The following is a 21582-nucleotide window of genomic DNA, read 5'->3' on the forward strand; positions in this document are numbered from 1 at the left end:
ACGGTCGCTCCCGACCTCGCACTCGCGGCGAGGGAGGATGACGGTGACAGACGCGACGCCACCTCAACGGGTAGACTCGCGCGACCTGCTCAGCGAGTGGGCGAACACCTCCGACGAGTGGGTCCGCTACATCGTGAGGCACGTCCTCAACGGCGGCGGGCCGCTCGGAAGCGAGGAGCAATCCGGAGCGTATGTCCTGTTTCGTCAGGAGAAAGCCTTCGATACCCGCGAACTCCCCACGGAGGAGCCGCTGGTCACCCTCGAACGCGAGGATGAGGCGATCGAGCCGTTGACCCTTACCTCGCTCTCCGATGTCGTTGGTGTCAACGCCTTGGTAGAGGGCGGAGTCATCGAGCCGCATGCCGGCCTGACGATCTTGTTCGGAGAGAACGGCACGGGCAAGACGGGGTACTCCCGCATCTTCAAAGCCCTCGCGGCGAGCCGCACTGCCGATGTGATCCTCGGCGACATCGAAGCGGCATCGCCGCAGAACCAATCAGCACTTGTCGGCTATACGCTCGGCACTGAGACGAAGACCTACACCTGGACCGGACAACAGGGCGTCGCGCCCTTCACCAGGATGTCCATCTTCGACAGCCCTTCTGTCAGCTTCCACGTCGATGACGACCTTGAGTACGTCTACGTGCCAGCAGCCCTGGCACTGTTCAATCACGTCATCGCAGGCATCAAGTCGGTACAAGCCCACATCGACCAGGCCGTCGAAGACCTACGATCTGGGTCCACAGGGCTTCTGTCTCGCTTCCCACGCACTGCCGCGGTTTACCCGCTCATCGAGACTCTGGGAGCGTCCACTGATCTGGAACACCTGAGGTCGCTCGCCGACTCCGATCCCGACGTCGAGACACGTATCGGCGACCTGCGCCGCACGGTCGCCGCGCTGGAGGCGGACACCATCAGCGCTGAGATCAAGCTGCAACAGCGAGTCGAACGCGTCTTGACGCAAGCTTCCAACGCGGCCACCGTGATGGCTGACTTCAACGTGGAGGTATACGGCCGCGAACGCGACACCCTCCACGGACTTGAAGAGGACTACCGCGCCTTCCGAGCCGCCCTGTTCGAGGCAGCCGACCTGCCGGCCAAGCCCGACGACACCTGGAGCACGTTCATCGAGGCCGGCGAGGCATACCAAGCACATCTCATCGCGGTCGGAGCACACGACGCCGATCGGTGTCTGTACTGTCGGCAGCCTCTGAACGAAGCGGCGCGATCGCTGATCGGCAAGTACTCCGAATACCTCGAAGACAAGATCACCACTGACATCGCCGCTGCAAAGGCGCGGCTCCACGCAGTTATAGAACCGGTCACCTCGATCCAGGTCAACGACGTCTCTACCTTCGCCGACGAGTACGCAGGCACCGAGGACAAGCCTCACTTCCACGTTGAACTTGACCGGACACTGAGCACCATCGCGGAGCTATCCGAGCAGCTTCTCGCCGATTCCGCCGTGAGCACAGCGCCGACCGAACACGCCGGCACAGATGCGATAGCGCTCGGCTCGGCGTTGGAGACCGCCAAGCAGGCCCTCAGTGAACTGAGGACACAGGCAGCCACACGGGCTGACACCTTGGCCGAGAAGAAGAAAGAGCTTGTCGAGCTAGAAGCCTCAGCAGAACTGACGAAGTCGTGGACGCTCATCGAGTCAGACGTACTCGACGCCAAGCAGGCTGACCGGCTCATACTGCTCGCCAAGCCCATGCCTGGGCTCCTGCGCGCTGTAACCGGGCTGGCCAAGACCGCGAGTGACCAGATGATCAACGAGAGCTTCGATGCGCTTTTCAACGAAGAGTGCGCGGCACTTCGCGCGCCCGCGCTACACGTGGAGTTCGTCGGCCGCCAGGGGCGCGCACAACGCCGCAAGATCCTCAGCGGGAAACATAAACCGTCCAAGGTGCTCTCCGAAGGAGAGCAGAAGGTCCTCGCAATAGCGGACTTCCTCGCCGAAGCGCGCCTCGCCGGAATCACCGCGCCGGTCATTTTCGATGATCCTGTCTCAAGCCTCGACCATCGCCGCGTCAACGAAGTCGCGCAGCGCGTCGCGTCGCTCGCTGACACGACACAGGTCATCGTCTTCACCCACGACATCTTCTTCGCCAGCACGCTGCTTACGCTCATGGAAGCAACCAAGCGCTGCTCCTACTTCCAGATCACCGATGAAGAGGGCAAAGGAAAGGTCACCCGAGCGACAGGACCCCGCTGGGACAGCTTGAACAACATCAAGAAGAACATCAACGAGACCATCCAGGCAGCAAAGTCGCAGGACGGCGATGCGCGGGCGGCACTGGTCCGCACGGGTTACGACTGGGTGCGCGCGTGGTGTGAGGTCTTCACCGAGACTGAACTGCTCCAGGGCGTCACGCAGCGCTATCAACCCAACGTGCGGATGACCAACTTGCCCAAGATCAAGTCCGAAGCACTTCCCGCTGCGATCGATACCGTCAACCGCATCTTCGAGGAAGCATGTCGGTACATCGACGGCCACTCTCAACCTCTGCCTAGCCTCGGGGTCAGCCCTACACTCGCCGGACTCGAAGCCCACTGGGCCGAGCTGACCGAAGCGCGAACCGCTTACAACGCGGCGACTCCTTAGGTCCTCTCAGCGATACACCCGCCGCAGTGGACCCGAGTCCCAGCCCCAGGTCCTCGTGTCAGTCCTCGGGCTCGGCAGGCCGGGTGCGAAAACTGTTCACCCGTTGTGCGTCGGAATCGTGAGGGATAGTTAAGCTGTGACTGAGCACATCCCTGAGGCAGAGGCGTACATCCGGTTTCGCCTGGACGAGCTCTCGTCGCGGAACGAGCATCATCGGTTCGAGGAGATCGCTACGCGGGTTGCTCAGAAGCGGATCAGCTCGAACATCCTGATCGCGACCGGGCCCGTCAGTTCGGGCGGCGATCAGCAGCGAGACGCGGAGACGTTCACAACCCGCCTCCCGAGCGAGCTGCCGCACTCGGCGGGCTTCGCGGCTGCCGCCTCCACGTCGCCGTTGGTGGTGGCCTGCACCGTCCAAAGCGGAGGCCTGAAGCAGAAGGTTCTGAGTGACCTCGCCGGCATCTGCGCCAACGATGCGGCTGACGTTGACCACGTCGCATTCTTCAGCGTGCACCCCATCTCCGAGGGCGTGACCCACGACGTCCAGCGGACCGCCCGCGAGTCCTACGCAGTGACCCTGGACATCTTCTGCGGCAGCGACATCGCGACGTTCCTCGTCGAGGCAGACTTGGTGTGGGTCGCACGGCATTACCTCGAACTGCCTTCGCATCTGGTCCCCACGCCGGAGGACGAGCCGGCACCGCAGTGGTACGCGGATCTGATCGATGGGTTGCGTCACAACCATGGACCAGTAGCCCTGACGCCAGCGGTACAAGGCGAGATCACTCACGGACTTCGACACGCGACGTGGGACGAGCACGCGAACGCCGACTTGCCGGAGTGGTTGGACTTCATGGGGGCGTTCCTAGCTCACTCCGCAGACGGCGCGGACACCGAGCTGGTGTTCCGAGCGTGCTACGAGATGGCTATCGCACGGTTCCGGGGCATGGGCGTCGCAGCCGGAATCGAGGACTTGGTTCGTCGCGCCATCGAATACGCGTGTACGAGCACCCGGCCGAACATCGTTGACGACGCTGTGACGCTCTGCGCTTACTGGGGGACGATGTGGATGACCGGGGTCGCGAAGGCCGAGGCATCCGAGATCAGTGCTGCGATGCTGCGGCTACGATCGCACCTCGTCAACCTACTCGACGCCACCGATTCGGTGACGCATCCGGTGCGGTCGGCGACCTTGACGGGAACACTCGCGTTCGCCCACCTGGTACCGGACTGGGGGCGCATCGAGACGACTGACGGCAAGCCCCCACCCGCCGCGGTTGCCTCCAACGTCGGAGTGCAACTGGACGAGTCCGCCGTCGACACCTCGGCATTGCCGGTGTCGCACCTGTTCGACTTCGACGTGGCGATGTCCTATTTGGAGCAGCTGGTCGACCTATTGCCAAGGGCTCGCGCCTACTCGTCGAGCGAACTCGCGCGTCTGTTCACGATGTACGCGCCCGCAGCCTCCGGGCACACCAACTACGAAAAGGTCCGTGACGGCTTCGACATCGTGCTGGCCCAAGTACAGGGCGACTCCGCCACCGCCGAGCGATGCCGCGATCGCGGGATGGCATTCGTGAGGGCTGGCCAGCCCCTGAAGGCTCTGTCCGAACTGCACAACGCGAAAGCACAATGGTTCAACGGGGACACCATCTACGGCGCCATCCTCACGATGCGCTACCTGGGCTCGCTTTACGCCGGCCTCGGGCTGATGTACGCGGCCAAGATGTACGCGTGCACCGCCGCCGCCCTGGCCATGATGAGCGACGACAGCGACGTGCAGATGCACGTGCCCAAGGCCCTGCTGGAGACAGCCAAGTACGCCCAGCAGACCGGCACCTGGGTCGACGCAGCCCGACTCACCGAGGTCGCACTCCTGGCACGCGCCCAGATGCTGCCCGATCCATTCGACTACGACAAACACCCCGACCTCGCAGCACACGACACCAACGCCACCTTGGAGCTAGCCGGCATCCGCACATTCTGGCCCGAGCTTGAACCACTTATCGAAGCAGCCCACAGGACGACGAACTGGTACAAGCAGTTGGTCGAAGTCATCGAGCACGACGACTCACGGTTCGACATGACCGAGCACGAGTTCCAGGCTCGCGCCGCCGAGCAGCTCGCCGGCCCACTCCTCGGCGACGTCGGCCACAGACGACTCATCGACTTCCAAGCCCTCGGCATCCGCTGGACCTTCCAGTTCGACAACAACCGAGAGACGGTGCTGACCGCCGAGGGCTTCGTCGCCGCACTCCAGGTCCTCTTGGCTGACATCGCACCGATGAACCCGGTCCTGATCAAGAGCACAATTCGGGGCGCCGTAGACGTGAGACCCGGCGCCAGCCGAGAAGATGACTCGATCGACATCGACGACTCAGGGCCCGAGGTCCTGGCCAACGTTGTCCTATCGAACTCGCTGACGGACACCGAAGCGCACAACAGGGCGATCCTCGCGACGTGCTACCAACTGCTCCACGCCGTCCATGTCCGCCCACCAGACGAACTCCAGAACCTCCTAGAGCCTCTATTCAGAGGCGGCCTCATTCATAAGGTGTCTATCGGTCGCCCCTACGAGGAGACCGCCGCCCTACTGGACGACGATCACTACGCCCGATGCGCTGACGCAAGCAGGCCGTCGTCCTCCGACGCCTTCCAACCCACCGAGTGTGAGCACTTGCCGGCCTCAACCGTTACAGGTCCGGGCTATGACAGCGATGAGTCACTTCAGGCCATTCACGAACGGTACGAAGTTGCCAATGAGGCCCTGCGGTTCACGCTCCCACGACTGTTGTCTGATCAAGCCGGGCGAGCAACCGTCGTGAGGCTGCGCAACGATGGTTGGCTCGACTGGCAAATCCTCGTCGCCCTAGTGAACACCTCCATGAACTGGCGGATGAAACGCGCGGGACTACGACCCGGTGTAGGCGACCCCCGGCGAGCGCTCGACCTTGCCCGCGAACCGGAGACATCAGCTTCCCCGACGATGCCGCTGTCAGAGTTCACCGACGACGTCGTCGACATGCACATCTTTACTCAGACGGTGTCAGTCGCCCGCCGGTGGAACCTCCGCGGACGGCCCGAAGCGCCCGGTGAGAACGCGATGCGTGACCTCCTGACCCGCCGGTACCGATATGCCACCGATGACATCCCACACCGCGACCTACTCGACTGCATCGATAAGTACGGAAACCTGCTCACACTGCTCGACATCCCCACCGACCACGGCAACAATGACCACCGGGCCCGCGATGCCAGCGAGTCCGCCTAGATTCTGTCGGCGATCGCAGGACCGGGGAGACGCCCATGAAGAAGCCGCGATTGACAGTGCAGTTATGACTAGCCCAGGTGGGAGAGCATGTCCGTGGATGCGAGTTCAAGCATGTGCTCTGTTGTGAAATGAGGGTCCCGTGCTTCGCGTCTATCTCGATCAGTTCTCATGGATCGGTCTCGCCAGAGCTGCGCATGGCCGGACCGGCGGCGAGCGCTACCGCGACGCGCTGGAGATGTGCCGTGCCGCAAGGGTGCACGAAATGGCATCGTTTCCCCTCGATCTGTATCGGTACTGGGAAACAGCCAAGAACCACAACGAGGGCTCCAGGAACCGCCTCGTTGAGACGATGATTGAGTTGTCCGACTTCGACACCATCACCACACCCAAGCAACCTCTCTATTACGAGATCGACATGGCCCTTCGTGCCCGCTTCGGCCGGCCAACCGATGTGACTGCGCCTCGCGTCTTCGGACGAGGCATCGCTCACCTGACCGCTGGCGGCGTCCACAACTCAATGAGACCGACCAATAAGTGGGCCACCTCCGGAGACAAGAGCAGCGACCTCCGGACTCCCGTCGACCGTCAGCTCGAAGAGCTACTGCTGCGCGCAGGTCCAAGCACACACGAGCACGCGGGCCTCCCACTCGATCTAGTCAACTGGGGTGACCTGTTCGTACAGCACGAAGTCAGCGTCGCTGAAGAGATCGCGCGACGGAAGGTACCGCGCGCCGAGTTGCTTCCTGCGGTCGTCCACTCAGACTTCAACGACATCGCCCCGGCCCTCCGTGATCGGGTCACAGCCGCCGGCATCAGTGCAACGGAAGTGAAGGAAACCTTGGGTGGCGTAGGTCTGCTCCAACTCGTTCAGTCCCTCCCCACCCGCCGGGTGACCAACGCACTGCGGGTGAGCAAGCACCTGCATCCGCCCCAGCATCAAAAGTGGAAATCGAACGACTTCATCGACGTCATGCAACTACCCGTCCCCACGGTCTACTGCGACCTGGTGTTCACCGAACAACAGTGGGTCCGAGCCCTCACTCGCGATAAGGACGACAAGCTCGATGAGCGGTTCGATACCAAGCTGATCTTTAAACCCGAGCAGCTGGTCGAGGCGCTGGTCACCGCGAGCCCGTGACGGCGGTAGCGATCATCCCGGTCCATCCACGGAAGCGACAGGTGACTATGGCGCCGAGTACGCAGACTTGTTTACGGCCGACTGACGGCGCCCGCTGGGGCGAATCTCGGCACCCCCTGCGACCAGCTCTCTGCTCACCGCCTTCTGGCTCACGCCGAAGCGCAGCCCGACCTCCACCAGCGTCAATCCACCCGCATACAACTCAATCGCTTCGGCGAGGTGGCACTCATCGAGACCGCGCCGGCGGATCGGGACTGAGCGGCGGACAAGGTGCGCCGCCGCGGTGCGGCGATGAATGCTGAACCGCTCGCCCAACTCCACGAGTGTCGCGCCCGACTCACACGAGGCCACCAGCTCGTCCACCTGTGCCGGGCTTAGAAGGGTTTGAGTCATCCCAACTGCACGCACCATCCTGCCCCGCTCGTCCACTACAGACGGCTCCAGCGGCCTCTGGTCCCGCCGGTAGATGCCCCGCGACCCGCGAGAAGCCACGGTTTTCAAGGCCGTGCAGGGGTTCTCGAACTCTCTACGGAGGTCCACCGACCATCCCCGGGCGCCTACCGCTGCGGCGGGATGTGGAAGTCGATCTCGTTCGCGCGCACGCGCCCGTTCTCGTCACCGACCGTGGCGATCGTGAACGGGTCGAGGTTGATCGTGTCGCCGGCGTAGAGCGGCATCGCTCCCTGGCCGAGGTCGTGCATCGAGGACGCCGAGCCGCGACGGATCGCGTTGATCCACTCCAGGTAGGGGTAGTGGTCGATGCAGAACCTCTCGGCGACGGCGGCCAGGACATCGCCCTCGGCGGCCCGGTAGGCCACGGGCAGCCCGGCGTCGTCCACCGTCGCCTCACCGGTGGCCTGCGGCCTCGGACCGAGGTCGCGCAGCTCGGAGTACCAGTACCCGTGGACCCGCCGGTCGTCGTCGTCGTTGCGGGGTTCGAGGCTCGGAAGGCCCTCGCAGCCGTCCCCTCCGCGCTCGGGCACGCTCGCCCGGCCGTCGTCGACCGTGAAGTAGATCTCGGGGTCGTCCTCGGTGGCGGGGGCCGCGGGCTCGCTCTCCGTGGGGGCGGGCTCGGGCACGCCGAGCGGCCGCGCGGGAGGCACGAGCGACGGCGACGGGGAGGCGGGCGCGGCGGGGAGGGCGGAGCATCCCGTGAGCATCACGACACCGAGCACGACGGCGGCAGCGGTGGTCGTCCTCCGGGTGCGGTGCATCCAGCCATCGTGGCACCCGGCACGGGACCGGACCACTTCGCGGGGTCGTAGCGTCGCCTTTACCTGCCGGACACCTGGCCCACCTAACGTCCCCGTCACGGGCGCGTCACGAGTCGTCGTGGCGCCGAGCTGGACGGAGGGCCGCATGCTCGAGCACGTCGATCCGTTCCTCGGCACGGGCGCCACCGACCTGCCGCCGCGCACCGGGCTGGCCGCGACCTGGTGGTGGCCCAAGCCGCAGGTCGGCAACACCCACCCGGGGGCCACCTACCCGCTCGGCATGGTCTCGGCCTGCTCGTACTCCGGCGCCTACCCGACGGGCTACGGCCTGTACGACCTCGGTACCGAGGGCCTGCCGGTCCCGCTGCACGACGGCCTGCGCGCCTCCGGCTTCACCCACTTCCAGCAGTCCGGCACCGGCGCGATCCGCAAGTACTACAACTACCTGCGCGTGACGCCGATGCTCGCGCCGCTCGACGACCTCGGTCGCAGCTGGGACATCGTCGAGGAGTCCGCCAGCCCCGGCTACTACCGCGCCGCCTTGGCCAGCGGTGTCGTCGCCGAGATCACCGTCGGCCCGAAGAGCGCCGTCCACCGCTACACGTTCCCGGCCCACCACGACGCCCGCGTCGTCGTCGACCTCTCGATGGGCGGGCTGACGATCCCGTACGGCGAGACGGTGCCGCTCCGCGCCCACCTGCAGACGCTCGAGCCCGGTGTCGCGTGCGGCGAGATCGTCGTGGAGGGCGCACCGCTCGCGTTCCACGTCGAGTGCGACACCCCGGGCCTGCGCCAGCTCCTGTGGTACGACCGCCGCCTGATGCCCGGCGGTTCCCGGCTCGAGTTCACCGACATCCGCCCCACCACGCTGCGTCCCTTCGGCCTGATGTGGGCCGGGCCGACCACGCAGGGGCAGGTCGTCGAGCTCCGGATCGGGTTCTCGCTGCGCGGGTCGGAGCAGGCCGCCGCGAACCTCCGTGCCGATCTGCCTCCCATCGCGCCACCGCCGGGTCAGCCCGCACGTTCCGGGTTCGACGCGCGTTGGGCCGCCACCCGCGAGGCCTGGGCCCACGAGCTCGGCAAGATCCAGGTCGACACGTCCGCCGAACGCTCCACCGTGATGGCGACGGCGCTCTACCACTCGCTGATCAAGCCGTGCTTCGCGCTCGACGAGAGCCCGTTCTGGCCGACGGACGGACCGTTCGTGTTCGACGTCGCCACGCTGTGGGACATCTACCGCACCCAGCTCCCGCTGCTCACGCTCCTGCGCCCCGACGCCGCGGTCGCGCTCGGCAACGCGCTCCTGCGGATCTGCGAGGAGGAGGGCAACTTCCCGATCGGCTACCGGATGGCCCGCGGCGCCGACCGGTTCTCCCGCCAGGCCAGCGCGCTGGCCCACACGCTGCTGGCCGACCTCAGCCAGCTCGGTGCGACCGGGATCGACTGGGACTGGGCACTGGTGCACATGCAGTCCGATCTGCGCCGCACCTACGGCGAGGAGTACCTGCGCCAGGGCATCACCCACCCCGTGAGCCACACGCTCGACCTCGCGTTCGGCTACTGGTGCACCCAGGCGGTCGCGCTCCGTCAGGGTGACGGCGCGCTGGCGGCGGAGTCCGGCCGGCTCGCCCAGGGGTGGCCCGCCGCGTTCGACCCCGCCACCGGGCTCCTGCGGTCCTCGACGTTCTACGAGGGCGGACCCTGGAACTACTCCTTCCGCCTGCTGCACGACATGCGCGCCCGGATCGCGCTCGCCGGTGGGGACGAACGGTTCACGACGATGCTCGACGAGTTCTTCGGGCACGGCGCCGCCCCGGTCGTCCAGCCGGGACTGGCGCCCGGCGTGGAGGAGATGGCCGCCGGCTACGCCCTGCAGCGCTTCGAGGGGCTCAACAACGAGCCCGACATGGAGGCGCCCTGGGCGTACATGTACGCGGGACGGCCGGACCGCACCGCCGAGGTGGTGCACGCCGGCGTCCACCAGATGTTCGGCACGGGCCGCGGCGGGCTCGCCGGCAACGACGACTCCGGGGGTCTCTCCTCCTGGTACGTCTGGGCGTCGCTCGGCCTGTTCCCGGTCGCCGGCCAGAACGTCGTGCTCCTGAACGCGCCGTCGTACGAGGAGGCGAGCATCGCCGTCGTCGGCGGTCGTCTCGACCTGCGCACCCGCGGTTTCGCGGGCGGCGATCGCGACTCACCCGTCCAGTACGTCGAGTCCGTCACGCACGACGGCGTCGCGCTGGCGCGCCCCTGGCTCAGCGGCCAGGAGCTGCACGCGGGTGGCGAGCTCGTCGTCACCCTCACCGACCACCCCACGTCCTGGGGCACCACGCACCGCCCGCCCTCCACCCCCGAGAGGTGATCGAGATGTCCGCACTTCCGCCCGCCACCGCCCCCGCCGCCGTCCTGGAGCGCTACCGCCGTCTCGTCATCGTCGTCCGAGCCGATCCGGTGATCTGCGGCCACTCCGTCGAGGCCCGCAACCTCGCCGAGGCCGCCCTGCAGCAGGGCTTCGAGGAGGTCACCATCCTCACGTGGCCGATCGACCGGCTGGAGGCGGCCGGCCTGCCGCTCAAGCCGCTCGACCGCGTCATGGAGTACTCGCCGGGGATCACCGTGGAGCGCCCCGACCCCGTCGGTGACTACCGCGTCCCGGACGGCCGCTGGCAGGCCGGGCTGGTCGGGCGGCTCATCGAGCTGTTCACCGACGGCGTGCCGACCGTCTGCCTCTCGCTCTACCTCAGCCCGCACACGCTCGCCGTCACCGAGGCCGTGACCGCCGCGCGGCGGACGGGGCTGCCCGTCGACGTCGTCACCGTCGCCGAGGCGGTGGGCTCGGACATCACCAACGTCGTGCGCACCTGCGTGGCCGAGGGCCGCTTCGGTGCCGCGGCGCACGTGCTCACCTCGTACCTGGCCAACGACGTCGTCGTGGCCGTGTCGGAGTACACCAAGGAGCTCATCGTCAGCGCGGCGACGGAGATCGACGCCCGGCACGGCACGTCGTTCGCCGCGCAGTCGGCCGAGCGCGTGCGCATCTCCTACCCGGCGCTCGACACCGCCTCCTACCTCGAGGTCAGCGACGCGGACGTCGTGGAGGTCCTCGAGCGTCGCGGGCTCGCGGACGCGCCGTACGTGCTCTTCCTGTCCCGCCTCACCGAGGCGAAGGGCGTGCCGGACCTCATCACGGGCTTCGAGCGCTCCACGGCCGCGGCCTCGGCCCGGCTCGTGATCGCGGGGCGGGGACCGCAGGAGGCGGAGATCCGCGCCCTGGCCGCGGCCTCACCGCTCGCGGACCGCATCCACGTGCTCACCGACGTCGACGACACCGAGAAGCCGGCGCTCATGCAGGGCGCGGTGGCGTTCGTGCTCCCGACGCTTCCCCGCCCCGAGTTCGTCGAGACGTTCGGCATCGCCGTCGTGGAGAAGATGCTCGCGGGCGGGGGAGTGGTGGCGACCACGACGACGGGCGGCGTCCCCGAGGCGGTCGGCGACACCGCGAAGATCATCGGGATCTCCGACCCCGACTCGATCACGCGCGTGCTCGACGAGGTGCTCCTCATGACGGACGACGAGCGCACCGCCTGGGAGGAGCGTGCGCGCGAGTACGCGCTCCAGTTCGACCGCACGGTCGTGCTGCGCAAGATCCTCGAGCTCGTGGCCCACGAGGTCGGCGTGCCGGAACCGGCCGCCGCCTGACTGCCCGGCCGGGCACGCCGCCGGGACGACGCCCGGACGACGCCCGGCCCGGTCCCCTCGCGGGGCCGGGCCGGCGTCGTTCTCTGGGTGGCGTCAGGTCAGAGCGCGCCACCGCTGACCGCGAAGGTGTCGCAGGAGGCGACCGAGTTCTGGTCGTAGCCGGTGAGGAACCAGCGCTGGCGCTGCTCGGAGGAGCCGTGGGTCCACGTGTGGGGCGTGACCTCGCCCTGGAACGTCTCCTGGATGTGGTCGTCGCCCACGGCCGCAGCCGCCGAGAGGGCGTCCTCGATCTCCGCCTTCGTGGGAGCGAGCAGGTAGGAGACGCCGTTGGCGTCCGTCGTATCGACGGCGCCCCGCACCCACATGCCCGCGTAGCAGTCGGCCTGCAGCTCGAGCCGCACGGCGTCGGACGTCGGGCCGGTGCCGGCGCGGTCGATCGCGTTCATCGTGCCGAGCTGGTTCTGGATGTGGTGCCCGAACTCGTGCGCGATGACGTAGAGCTCCGCGAGCGGTCCGCCGTTGGCGCCGAACTTGCTCGTCAGCTCGTCGAAGAAGGAGGTGTCCACGTACACGGTCTGGTCACCCGGGCAGTAGAACGGCCCGACGGCGGAGGTGGCGGCACCGCACGCGGTGCTGACCTGACCGGTGAACAGGGAGAACGGCGGCGGGACGTACTCCACGCCCGCCTGCGCCGGGAGCACCTCGCCCCAGTAGGCGTCGAGCGAGAGTCCGGTGGCGTCCATCCGGCACTCGATGTCGGTGTTGGCCTGCTCGCTCGTGGTGCACTCCTCGACCGAGTCCCCACCCTCGGGCTCGTAGGAGTACTGCTCCTGGCCCGTCAGCCCGCTGAGGTCGACGTTCTGACCGGTGAACAGCTGCAGCAGCAGCACGACGACGAGGCCGAGCCCGCCGATCCCGCCACCGACGGCGGCGCCCGTCCGACCGCGACTGCGACCCCCGCCCCGCCTGGCCCGGTCGCCCGAGATGTCCGCGCCCTTGTTGAACGTCATGTGCCCCACCTTCTCTCTCGGGGCACATCGTAGGGCTCGAGGGCCGCTAGCCCGTCAGCCCGAGCCGCCCCAGCGCGTCGGCGAAGGCACCCTTGACGAGCACGGCCGCGCCGCCCTCGTCGGTCGTCCGGCTGATGCGCTGCAGCGTGCCGTCGGGGGAGCGGTAGTGCACCTGGTCGATCAGCGCGCCGGGCAGGTCGGCGCGTGCGAGGTTGACCAGGGTGCGGATCGCGTTGTTCATCGCCACGGGATCGGGTCCGAGCACGTGGACGCCCAGCGACTGCCGACCCGGCATCGCCACGAGCAGGCCGTGCGAGGCGTCGACCGGCTCGCCCAGAGCCTGCGCCAGCACCTCCTCGACCACCAGCAGCCGCGTCGCCCCGAAGAAGTCCTCGGTCTCGAACAGGTGGACCGTCCCGACACCCTCCTGGCCCGGTCCGGCCTCGATCCGGCGGTGGTCGGGTCGGGGCAGCGACCGCAGGTTGGCGACGGCGACCGGCCAGATGGCCTCCCAGCCGCCGTAGGTCTCGGGGTGCAGCACGGTCTCGACGGTGTCGGGGCGGTCGATCGCGGGCAGCAGGTAGAGGTCGGGGGTGAGGACCCGCGCGGCCCGGGCGGCCTGCTCCGCCGCGGCCTCGGCGGCGGCGAACATCTCCCGGTGCAGGATCCGCGGGAAGATCGCCTGACGCACGTCCTCGAGGGTCTCGGGGCCCTGCTGCTTCTCCGCCGTCATCACGCCGACCCACCGCTCGACCTCGCGCTCGAGGTCGGCCGGGGCCAGGTCGCGGGTCATCCTGGCGAGGTTCTCGAGGTAGAGCGTCTGCGACCCGACGGCGAACTCGCCCGCGTTCAGCTGGGTGAAGGGGAGCCCGCGCCGGGTGAGGGCGGCGGCCACGAGGCCGGCGAGGTCGGGGGCGGAGTCCTGCGGCTGGCGCCGTCGCGAGAAGATACCCATCCCACGACGGTAGAGGACGTCCGCGATCAGCGTGCGAGGTAGATCGAGTTCGACGAGCGACCACCGGTGCGCGGGTTGTCGAAGGGCACGACCTCGGCCCGCACCTCCTCGAACACCTCGCCGAGCACGGCCGTGAAGGCCGCGTCCGGGAGCGCGTCCGACCACAGCGCGAAGACGCCGCCCGGCGTCAGGTGGTCCTTCAGCTGCTGCAGCCCCTCGCGCGAGTAGAACGGCGCGTGCGAGGGGTGGAGGTGGTGGGAGGGGGTGTGGTCGACGTCGAGCAGGATCGCGTCGAAGCGCCGCGTCACCTCGCGCTCGCGCACGTGGGCGAAGAAGTCCCCCAGCTCGAGCGTCGTGCGCGGGTCCGCGGTGATCTCGGCGGAGATCGGCAGCAGTCCGCGCACGTGCCAGTCGATGACGACGTCGATCGCCTCGAGCACGACCAGCGACCGCACGCGGTCGTGCTCGAGCACCGCCCTGGCGGTGTAGCCGAGGCCGAGACCGCCGACGAGCACGTCGAGCTCGCGGTCGGGGGCCAGGTCGAGCCCGAGGTGGGCGAGCTCGATCTCGGCCACGGTGAAGTACGAGGACATCAGGTGCTCGTCGCCGAGGATCACCTCGTAGACGTCCTGCCGGAGCAGCGGGTCGAACCGACGGCGGAGCGTGACCTCGCCCATCGGCGTGCGCTGCCAGTCGAGCTCCACCAGGCGGGCGCTCACCTCGGGTCGTCCACTGGGTGCGTCATCCCGCCAGGGTAGTCCGGGGTGGTCCGGGGTGGTCCTCGCCCAGCCGTCGACGCCGCCCGCGTCCGCCCTGTCGGAATCCTCCAACGGTGCGCGGCCGGGTTTGGCGGCGTTGCGTCCCGACGGCGCGCCGTCGTCGTCCTACGGTTGTGCCGTGACCACAGCAGCTGCCCCCCGCCCGGCCCCCGGCCCCCGCGTCCTCGCCGACGTCGTCGCCACGTCCCGCGTGCGGGACGTCCTCCTCGTCGTGGGGGGTGCCGGCCTCGTCGCGCTCGCCTCGCAGATCGCGATCCCGCTCGGCTTCACGCCGGTCCCGCTCTCGCTCGGCACCTTCGCCGTGCTGGTCGTCGGTGCCGCCCTCGGGCCGGCGCGCGCGACGGCGTCGCTCGCCCTGTTCCTGCTCGCCGGCGTCGCCGGGGTGGGCTGGTTCGCCGACGGGCACGCCGGCTGGCAGTTCGCCTCGTTCGGCTACATCCTCGGCTACGTGCTGGCCGCCGCCCTCGTCGGACGCCTCGCGAGCCGGGGTGCCGACCGCACGCCGCTGGCGACGGTCGGGCTGATGCTCGCGGGCGGCGCCGTCGTCTACGCCGCCGGCGTGCCGTGGCTCATGGCCTTCCTCGGGGTGGACCTGCCGACCGCCCTGGGCCTCGGTGTGGTGCCGTTCCTGATCGGTGACGCCATCAAGGCGGTCGTCGCCGCGGTGCTCCTGCCGGGCACCTGGGCCCTCGTGAGGCGTTTCCGCCCGTAACATGGGCTCACGTGATCACCACCCACTCCCTCGAGATCCGCATCGGCGCCCGCGTCCTGCTCCAGGACGCCTCGCTGCGCATCGACTCGGGCGACCGGATCGGCCTGGTCGGGCGCAACGGTGCCGGCAAGACCACGCTGACGAAGATCCTCGCGGGGGAGGGACAGCCCACCGGCGGTCAGGTGATCCGGACCGACGACGTCGGCTACCTCCCGCAGGACCCGCGCACGGGTGACCTCGACGTCCTCGCGCGCGACCGGGTGCTCTCCGCCCGCGGCCTGGACGCGACGATCCGCAACATGCGCAAGACCGAGGACGTCATGGCCAACGGCACGGCGGCCGAGCGCGAGAAGGCCATGGACCGCTACGACCGGCTCGAGGCGACCTTCCAGTCCAAGGGTGGCTGGGCCGCCGAGGCCGAGGCCGCGACGATCACGAGCAACCTGGGGCTGCCCACGCGTGTGCTCGAGCAGCCGCTCAGCACGCTGTCGGGTGGTCAGCGCCGCCGCGTCGAGCTGTCCCGCATCCTGTTCTCCGGCGCGCGCACGCTGCTGCTGGACGAGCCCACCAACCACCTCGACGCCGACTCCATCGTCTGGCTGCGCGAGTACCTGCTCGGCTACCCGGGCGGCTTCGTGGTCATCTCCCACGACGCCGACCTGCTCCGTGCGACCGTCAACAAGGTGTTCCACCTCGACGCCAACCGCGGTGTGATCGACGTCTACAACCTCAAGTGGGACGCGTACCTGCAGCAGCGCGAGACGGACGAGAAGCGCCGCCGCCGCGAGCGGGCCAACGCCGAGAAGAAGGCCGCGACGCTGTTCGCCCAGGCCGACAAGATGAAGGCCAAGGCCACCAAGACCGTCGCGGCCCAGAACATGGCCCGCCGCGCCGAGCGTCTGCTGTCCGGGCTCGAGGAGGTGCGCGCCGTCGACCGCGTCGCCAAGCTGCGCTTCCCCGACCCCGCCCCGTGCGGCCGGACCCCGCTCCGCGCCAGCGACCTGTCCAAGACGTACGGCTCGCAGGAGGTCTTCACCGGCGTCGACCTGGCGATCGACCGCGGGTCCCGCGTCGTCGTGCTCGGGCTCAACGGCGCAGGCAAGACCACGCTGCTGCGGATCCTCGGCGGTGTCGAGAAGCCGGACACCGGTCAGATCGAGCCCGGTCACGGACTCAAGATCGGCTACTACGCCCAGGAGCACGAGACGCTCGACACCTCCGCGACGGTGGTGGAGAACCTGCGGCGCAACGCCCCCGACCTCACCGACACCCAGGTGCGCAGCGTGCTGGGCTCGTTCCTGTTCTCGGGCGACGACGCCGACAAGCTCGCCGGCGTTCTCTCGGGCGGCGAGAAGACGCGTCTGGCGCTGGCCGTGCTGGTCGTCTCGGCTGCGAACGTGCTGCTGCTCGACGAGCCCACGAACAACCTGGACCCCGCGAGCCGCGCCGAGATCCTCGGTGCCCTCAAGACGTTCGCGGGCGCCGTCGTCCTCGTGACGCACGACGAGGGGGCCGTCGAGGCCCTCGAGCCCGAGCGCGTCCTCCTGCTGCCCGACGGCGACGAGGACATGTGGAACGCGGACTACGCGGAGCTGATCTCGCTCGCCTGATCGCGGCGCCCGGCGGTGGCCCTGTCCGCCGCCGCCCGCTCGGCCGCCGCGCGCTCGGCGGCGTCCAGGAGCGCGTCCTCCTCGTCCTCCATCGAGGCCCGACGGCGACGCGCGGCCACCGGCCGCTCCTCGCCGGCCGCCTCGGCTGCGGCCTCCGCGTCCTCGGCGTCGGCCCGTCGCTTGAGGACGACGGCGGCCACCGGGATCGCGGCCGCGAAGAACCACCACTGCAGGGCGTAGGACAGGTGCGAGCGCAGGCTCGTGTCCGGGTCGGGCAGGGCGCCGAGCGGCGTCGTCGGCACCGGCGAGACGATCATCCCGTAGGCGCTGGTGACCAGCGCGCCGTCGAGGGCGTCGGCGTCGAGCGACGTCTGCTCGAGCACGCTCCCCGGGTGCACGCGGAACACCTCGCCCGCGGGGTTGGCGCGCTCGTCGAGGTCCTCCTGGGCGCGCAGGCGGACGACGATCTCGCTCGTCCCGCCCGGCACCTCCAGCGAACCGTCGGGCACGACGTCCGTCTGGCGCCACCAGCCGCGGTCGACGACCAGCACGCGCGCCGGCGTCTCGTCGGTGCGGAACAGCGCGAGGGCGTGGGAGGCGTTCGCGTCCTGCACCGGCCGGTTGCGCAGCTGGACGCCCGAGCCCTCGACCCACGTGCCGGTGACGGTGACGGGACGCCAGACGTCCTGGGGGTCGAGGTCGTCGCCCAGGACGTCGGTCAGCGGGGCGACCGGGGCGTCGAGGTTGGTGGTGATGAGGTCGACCTGCGCCACGCGGTCGTTGTGCCGACTGAGCTGCCACAGACCGAGCAGCACGCAGACGGCCACGCCCAGCAGCAGGAGCCCGACGACACCGACCGTCCGGGAACCGGCACGGTTCACGGCGTCGCCTCGACCTCGGACGCCGTTCCGAGCTCGGTGACCTCGAGCGGGAACGACCGCGCCGCGAGGAAGGTGCGGAGGTGGTCGAGGTGGTCGGGGCACGCCACCCACTGCTTGCGGCGGGCGGTGTCGTGGATGCGCGGGTTGCGCCAGGAGATGACCCAGACCGCGAGCGCGTTGCAGCCCTTGGAGCTGCAGATGACCTCGGCGCTCACCGGTCCTCGCTCCCGCCGGGGTGGGGGGCGGTCGGCGCGGGACGCGGGTCGGCGGGGGGAGTCGGCTCGTGCGGGAGCGCGCCGGTGTCGAGCAGGTAGGTGGAGGACGGGTCGACGCGCTTGCGGCGACCGGCGTTGGCCAGCACGACGGCGATGTAGGGCAGCACCACGGCGCCGACGGCGAAGGTCCAGCGCAGCCAGCCCTCGGTGAAGACGGCGGCGAAGAAGCACGCGACGCGGATGCCCATCATGATCGTGTAGCGCATCGCGCGGTCCGAGATGTCCGAGTCGCGCGAACGCCCGGCGGACGTGATCGACGGGACGGGATCCATTCCTCGAGCGTACGCCGGTTGCCGCCCACCACCCGCGCCCGATCGTGGCACGGTGGCGCGGGTCACCGGCGGGGGAGCAGCCTCATCCGGTAGGTTGACCCGGTGCCTGACGAGACTCCCCAGCCCCGTACCGTCGTCGTCACGGGGGCCACCCGTGGCATCGGACGAGCCATCGCCTCACGGTTCGTGGCGGCGGGCGACCGCGTGGCCACCCTCTCCCGCGGAGGTGACGTGCCCGACGGCGTGCTCGCCGTCCCCGGCGACGTCACCGACTCCGCCGCCGTCGACGCCGGCTTCACGGCGATCGAGGAGCAGCTCGGCCCGGTCGAGGTGCTCGTGGCCAACGCCGGCATCACCCGTGACGGCCTCCTCATGCGGATGAGCGACGAGGACTTCGACGCCGTGCTCGACGTCAACCTCGCGGGCGCCTTCCGCTGCGCGCGCCGGGCCAGCAAGGGCATGATCCGGCAGCGTCGCGGCCGCATCGTGCTCATCTCCTCGGTGATCGGCCTGTACGGCGGCGCCGGGCAGGTCAACTACGCGGCCAGCAAGGCGGGCCTGGTGGGCATCGCCCGCTCGATCACGCGCGAGCTCGGCGGCCGCGGCATCACCGCGAACGTCGTCGCCCCCGGCTTCATCCAGACCGCCATGACGGACGCGCTGCCGCAGGCGCAGCAGGACAGCTACCTCGCGGCCATCCCCGCCGCGCGCTTCGCGCAGGCCGACGAGGTCGCCGGCGTCGTGCAGTTCCTCGCCGGCCCCGACGCCGGCTACATCTCGGGCGCCGTCATCCCCGTCGACGGCGGCCTCGGCATGGGTCACTGACCCTCCGCACCGCCCCGGACCCGACCCCGTCCCCCTGACCTTCCCCCGTTCCACCCCACGCATCGGAGAACCCCCATGGGCCTGCTCGACGGCAAGACGCTCCTCATCACCGGTGTCCTCACGGACGCCTCCATCGCCTTCCACGCCGCCCGGCTCGCGCAGGAGGAGGGCGCCGAGGTCATCCTGTCCTCGTTCGGACGCCAGGCGAAGCTCACGCAGCTGGCCGCCAAGCGACTGCCGCGCCTCGCGCCCGTGATCGAGCTCGACGTCACCGACGCCGACCACCTCGCCGGCCTCGAGGCCGCGGTGCGCGAGCACACCGACCGGCTCGACGGCGTGGTGCACTCCATCGGGTTCGCGCCGCAGAGCGTCATGGGCGGCAAGTTCCTCCAGGCCGAGTGGCCCGACGTCGCCACCGCGATGGAGGTCTCGGCCTTCTCGCTCAAGTCGCTCGCCGTGGCCGCGGCCCCCTGCTGAGCGAGGGCGGCTCCGTCGTCGGGCTCACGTTCGACGCGCGCTTCGCGTGGCCCGTCTACGACTGGATGGGCGTGGCCAAGGCCGCGTTCGAGGCCACGTCGCGCTACCTCGCGCGGGACCTCGGTGCGTCGAGCATCCGCGTCAACCTCGTCTCCGCGGGTCCGATCAAGACGACGGCCGCGCGCTCCATCCCCGGCTTCGAGCAGATGGAGAGCAACTGGTCCGAGCGCGCGCCCCTGGGCTGGGACTCCAAGAACCCCGAGCCGGCCGCGCGCGCCGTCGTCGCGCTGTGCTCGGACTGGTTCCCCGCGACCACCGGCGAGATGGTCCACGTCGACGGCGGTTTCCACGCGATGGGGCAGTAGGTGACCGAGCCCCGCACCCTCGTCCTCCTGCGCCACGCGAAGGCCGAGGGCTTCGCCGGGTCCGACGAGGCGCGGCCGCTCGCGGTCGCCGGCCGTCGGCAGGCGACGGCGGTGGGCCAGGCCCTGCAGGCGTCCGGACCCGTGCCCGACGCGGCGCTGGTCTCCTCGGCGGTGCGCACGAGGCAGACCTGGGAGCTGCTCGCGTCCGGGCTGACGGCCCCGCCCGAGCCCGAGCTCCTCGACGACCTCTACGACGCGACGGCGCGCAGCGCCCTCGACCTCGTGCGGCACGTCGAGCCCGACGTGCGCACGCTGCTCGTCGTCGGGCACGAGCCGGTGATGAGCTCGCTCGCGCTGCTGCTGGCCGGCCCGGGGTCGATCGACCTCCACCAGGTCTCCGCCGGCATCCCGACGGCGACCCGCTGCGTGCTGACGCTCGAGGGCCCCTGGGCCGAGCTGGGGAGACAGGGCGCCGCCCTGACGGCCGTGGTGCGCACGCCGCACGAGTGAGGCGCGCGTGACCCACGCGTGAGCGGGGACGGGGTGGCCGCGAGGCCCGCCCCGTCCCCGCTCGCGTCAGGGTTGCGTCAGTCCTGGAGCTCGATGCCCAGGGCGGCGGAGGCGCGGGCGAGCTCGTCCGCGCTGAGGTCGAGGTCGGCCGCCTGGGCGGAGTCCTCGATCGAGGCGATCCGGCGGGCACCCGGGATCGGGATGACGTGGTCGCCGAGGGACAGCTCCCACGCGAGCACCGCGCGCTGCGGGCTCACGTCGTGGTCGCGCGCGATGTCCGCGAAGACACCGAACCGCGAGCCGACGTCGCGCGCACCGCCACCGGTCCCGCCCAGCGGGCTCCAGGGCAGGAACGCGATGCCGTGCCGGCCGCAGAAGACCAGCTCGTCGTAGCTGCCGGGGTGGCGCGGGGAGAACTCGTTCTGGACGCTCGCGAGACCGCCCTCGCCGAGCACCTCCAGCGCGATCTCGATCTCCTCGACGTTCGCGTTGGAGATGCCGACGGCGGTGACCAGGCCCTCGTCCAGGAGCACGCGGAAGCTCTCGATCGTGTCCGCGTAGACCATCGAGCGGTCGGGGCGGTGGTACTGGTAGAGGTCGATGGTGTCGACGCCGAGGTCGGTCAGCGACTTCTCGACGGCGGCCCGGACGTAGCCGCGCGAGGCGTCCCTGCCCCACGCCTCGCCGTCGGCGCGCGTGATGCCGCCCTTGGTGCCGAGGACGACGCCGGAGGCGTCCCCGGACCAGCTGCGCACGGCGGCGCCGACGATCTTCTCGTTGTGGCCCATCGTGTCCCAGGACGGGGCGTAGATGTCGGCCGTGTCGATGTAGGTGACACCGGCGTCCAGGGCCGCGTGCACGGTGGCCTCCGCCTCGTCCGGCGTCGGGTAGCGCTTGTCGTTGTTCATCGACAGGGGCATGGCGCCGAGGCCGATCGCGGAGACGGTGAACGGGCCGAGGGTGCGCTGCTTCATGATGTCC

General features: G+C 69.5%; 18 protein-coding genes and 1 pseudogene. 10 read left to right on the forward strand and 9 right to left on the reverse strand.

Going from position 1 to position 21582, the window contains the following annotated elements; genetic code table 11:
* Positions 1-37 precede the first annotated feature (37 nt).
* The 3 genes from C8046_RS01150 to C8046_RS01160 all read left to right on the forward strand — a co-directional run bounded on the left by C8046_RS01150 (position 38) and on the right by C8046_RS01160 (position 7017).
* Positions 38-2608: an AAA family ATPase gene (locus C8046_RS01150; protein ID WP_235866020.1), complete on the forward strand. Its 2571-nt coding sequence runs from the start codon at positions 38-40 to the stop codon at positions 2606-2608.
* A gap of 136 nt (positions 2609-2744) precedes the next feature.
* A complete protein-coding gene (locus C8046_RS01155; protein WP_109227913.1) occupies positions 2745-5879 on the forward strand; it encodes a hypothetical protein in 3135 nt (1044 codons plus the stop codon).
* A gap of 139 nt (positions 5880-6018) precedes the next feature.
* The gene (locus C8046_RS01160) at positions 6019-7017 is read left to right on the forward strand and encodes a hypothetical protein (protein ID WP_109227914.1); all 999 of its coding nucleotides are present in this window, start codon (positions 6019-6021) and stop codon (positions 7015-7017) included.
* 45 nt (positions 7018-7062) lie between these two features.
* Here C8046_RS01160 and C8046_RS01165 read toward each other — a convergent pair whose 3' ends face one another.
* Positions 7063-7380 (reverse strand): hypothetical protein, encoded by a 318-nt coding sequence (locus tag C8046_RS01165; RefSeq protein WP_235866021.1) that lies wholly within the window; start codon positions 7378-7380, stop codon positions 7063-7065.
* A gap of 194 nt (positions 7381-7574) precedes the next feature.
* Positions 7575-8231, reverse strand: a complete 657-nt coding sequence (locus tag C8046_RS01170; RefSeq protein WP_109227915.1) for a hypothetical protein — start codon at positions 8229-8231, stop codon at positions 7575-7577.
* 145 nt (positions 8232-8376) lie between these two features.
* Here C8046_RS01170 and C8046_RS01175 point away from each other — a divergent pair, with 145 nt between their 5' ends.
* Entirely contained in the window at positions 8377-10593 is a 2217-nt protein-coding gene (locus C8046_RS01175; protein ID WP_109230645.1) for a glycoside hydrolase domain-containing protein, read from the forward strand.
* A gap of 5 nt (positions 10594-10598) precedes the next feature.
* Positions 10599-11930 carry a glycosyltransferase gene (locus C8046_RS01180; RefSeq protein ID WP_109230646.1) on the forward strand — a complete coding sequence of 444 codons (1332 nt, stop codon included), beginning with the start codon at positions 10599-10601 and terminating at the stop codon, positions 11928-11930.
* A gap of 98 nt (positions 11931-12028) precedes the next feature.
* On the opposite strand, the gene C8046_RS01185 is transcribed toward C8046_RS01180, so the two are convergent.
* The 3 genes from C8046_RS01185 to C8046_RS01195 are packed head-to-tail and all read right to left on the reverse strand — an operon-like array spanning position 12029 to position 14614.
* Entirely contained in the window at positions 12029-12940 is a 912-nt protein-coding gene (locus C8046_RS01185) for a neutral zinc metallopeptidase (RefSeq protein WP_109227916.1), read from the reverse strand.
* 46 nt (positions 12941-12986) lie between these two features.
* Entirely contained in the window at positions 12987-13895 is a 909-nt protein-coding gene (locus tag C8046_RS01190) for a hypothetical protein (RefSeq protein WP_109227917.1), read from the reverse strand.
* A gap of 26 nt (positions 13896-13921) precedes the next feature.
* On the reverse strand, positions 13922-14614 hold the full coding sequence (locus C8046_RS01195) for a spermidine synthase (protein ID WP_109227918.1): 693 nt from the start codon (positions 14612-14614) through the stop codon (positions 13922-13924).
* A gap of 178 nt (positions 14615-14792) precedes the next feature.
* Here C8046_RS01195 and C8046_RS01200 point away from each other — a divergent pair, with 178 nt between their 5' ends.
* Positions 14793-15386 carry a biotin transporter BioY gene (locus tag C8046_RS01200; protein ID WP_109227919.1) on the forward strand — a complete coding sequence of 198 codons (594 nt, stop codon included), beginning with the start codon at positions 14793-14795 and terminating at the stop codon, positions 15384-15386.
* A gap of 11 nt (positions 15387-15397) precedes the next feature.
* Entirely contained in the window at positions 15398-16996 is a 1599-nt protein-coding gene (locus tag C8046_RS01205; RefSeq protein ID WP_109227920.1) for an ABC-F family ATP-binding cassette domain-containing protein, read from the forward strand.
* On the opposite strand, the gene C8046_RS01210 is transcribed toward C8046_RS01205, so the two are convergent.
* Genes C8046_RS01210 through C8046_RS01215 form a run of 3 tightly spaced genes read right to left on the reverse strand, consistent with a single transcriptional unit; the run spans position 16969 to position 18424 of the window.
* Positions 16969-17877, reverse strand: coding sequence for an SURF1 family protein (locus C8046_RS01210; protein WP_146197024.1), 909 nt, complete (start codon positions 17875-17877; stop codon positions 16969-16971). The genes C8046_RS01205 and C8046_RS01210 overlap by 28 nt on opposite strands.
* Positions 17874-18092 (reverse strand): hypothetical protein, encoded by a 219-nt coding sequence (locus C8046_RS17980; RefSeq protein ID WP_146197025.1) that lies wholly within the window; start codon positions 18090-18092, stop codon positions 17874-17876. Before C8046_RS17980 ends, C8046_RS01210 begins: the two co-directional genes overlap by 4 nt.
* Positions 18089-18424, reverse strand: coding sequence for a DUF3099 domain-containing protein (locus C8046_RS01215; RefSeq protein WP_109227922.1), 336 nt, complete (start codon positions 18422-18424; stop codon positions 18089-18091). The genes C8046_RS17980 and C8046_RS01215 overlap by 4 nt, the downstream gene beginning before the upstream one ends.
* 102 nt (positions 18425-18526) lie before the next feature.
* Here C8046_RS01215 and fabG point away from each other — a divergent pair, with 102 nt between their 5' ends.
* The 3 genes and pseudogenes from fabG (at position 18527) to C8046_RS01230 (ending at position 20601) form a co-directional block, all read left to right on the forward strand.
* Positions 18527-19249 carry a 3-oxoacyl-ACP reductase FabG gene (gene fabG / locus C8046_RS01220; RefSeq protein WP_109227923.1) on the forward strand — a complete coding sequence of 241 codons (723 nt, stop codon included), beginning with the start codon at positions 18527-18529 and terminating at the stop codon, positions 19247-19249.
* A 75-nt stretch (positions 19250-19324) separates the two neighbouring features.
* A pseudogene (gene fabI / locus C8046_RS01225) lies at positions 19325-20091 on the forward strand (enoyl-ACP reductase FabI).
* Entirely contained in the window at positions 20092-20601 is a 510-nt protein-coding gene (locus tag C8046_RS01230) for a SixA phosphatase family protein (RefSeq protein ID WP_109227924.1), read from the forward strand.
* Positions 20602-20678: 77 nt separating this feature from the next.
* On the opposite strand, the gene C8046_RS01235 is transcribed toward C8046_RS01230, so the two are convergent.
* Positions 20679-21575: an aldo/keto reductase gene (locus C8046_RS01235; protein ID WP_109227925.1), complete on the reverse strand. Its 897-nt coding sequence runs from the start codon at positions 21573-21575 to the stop codon at positions 20679-20681.
* Between the last annotated feature and the right edge of the window lie 7 nt (positions 21576-21582).

Origin of the sequence: Serinibacter arcticus (assembly GCF_003121705.1) — a bacterium.
Classification (GTDB): Bacteria; Actinomycetota; Actinomycetes; order Actinomycetales; family Beutenbergiaceae; genus Litorihabitans.

Coding starts and splice junctions, on each gene's coding strand:
- C8046_RS01150 (WP_235866020.1), top strand. CDS start 38: ATGACGGTGACAGACGCGACGCCACCTCAACGGGTAGACTCGCGCGAC.
- C8046_RS01190 (WP_109227917.1), bottom strand. CDS start 13,895: ATGGGTATCTTCTCGCGACGGCGCCAGCCGCAGGACTCCGCCCCCGAC.
- C8046_RS01215 (WP_109227922.1), bottom strand. CDS start 18,424: ATGGATCCCGTCCCGTCGATCACGTCCGCCGGGCGTTCGCGCGACTCG.
- C8046_RS01175 (WP_109230645.1), top strand. CDS start 8,377: ATGCTCGAGCACGTCGATCCGTTCCTCGGCACGGGCGCCACCGACCTG.
- C8046_RS01170 (WP_109227915.1), bottom strand. CDS start 8,231: ATGCACCGCACCCGGAGGACGACCACCGCTGCCGCCGTCGTGCTCGGT.
- C8046_RS01235 (WP_109227925.1), bottom strand. CDS start 21,575: ATGAAGCAGCGCACCCTCGGCCCGTTCACCGTCTCCGCGATCGGCCTC.
- C8046_RS01180 (WP_109230646.1), top strand. CDS start 10,599: ATGTCCGCACTTCCGCCCGCCACCGCCCCCGCCGCCGTCCTGGAGCGC.
- C8046_RS01185 (WP_109227916.1), bottom strand. CDS start 12,940: ATGACGTTCAACAAGGGCGCGGACATCTCGGGCGACCGGGCCAGGCGG.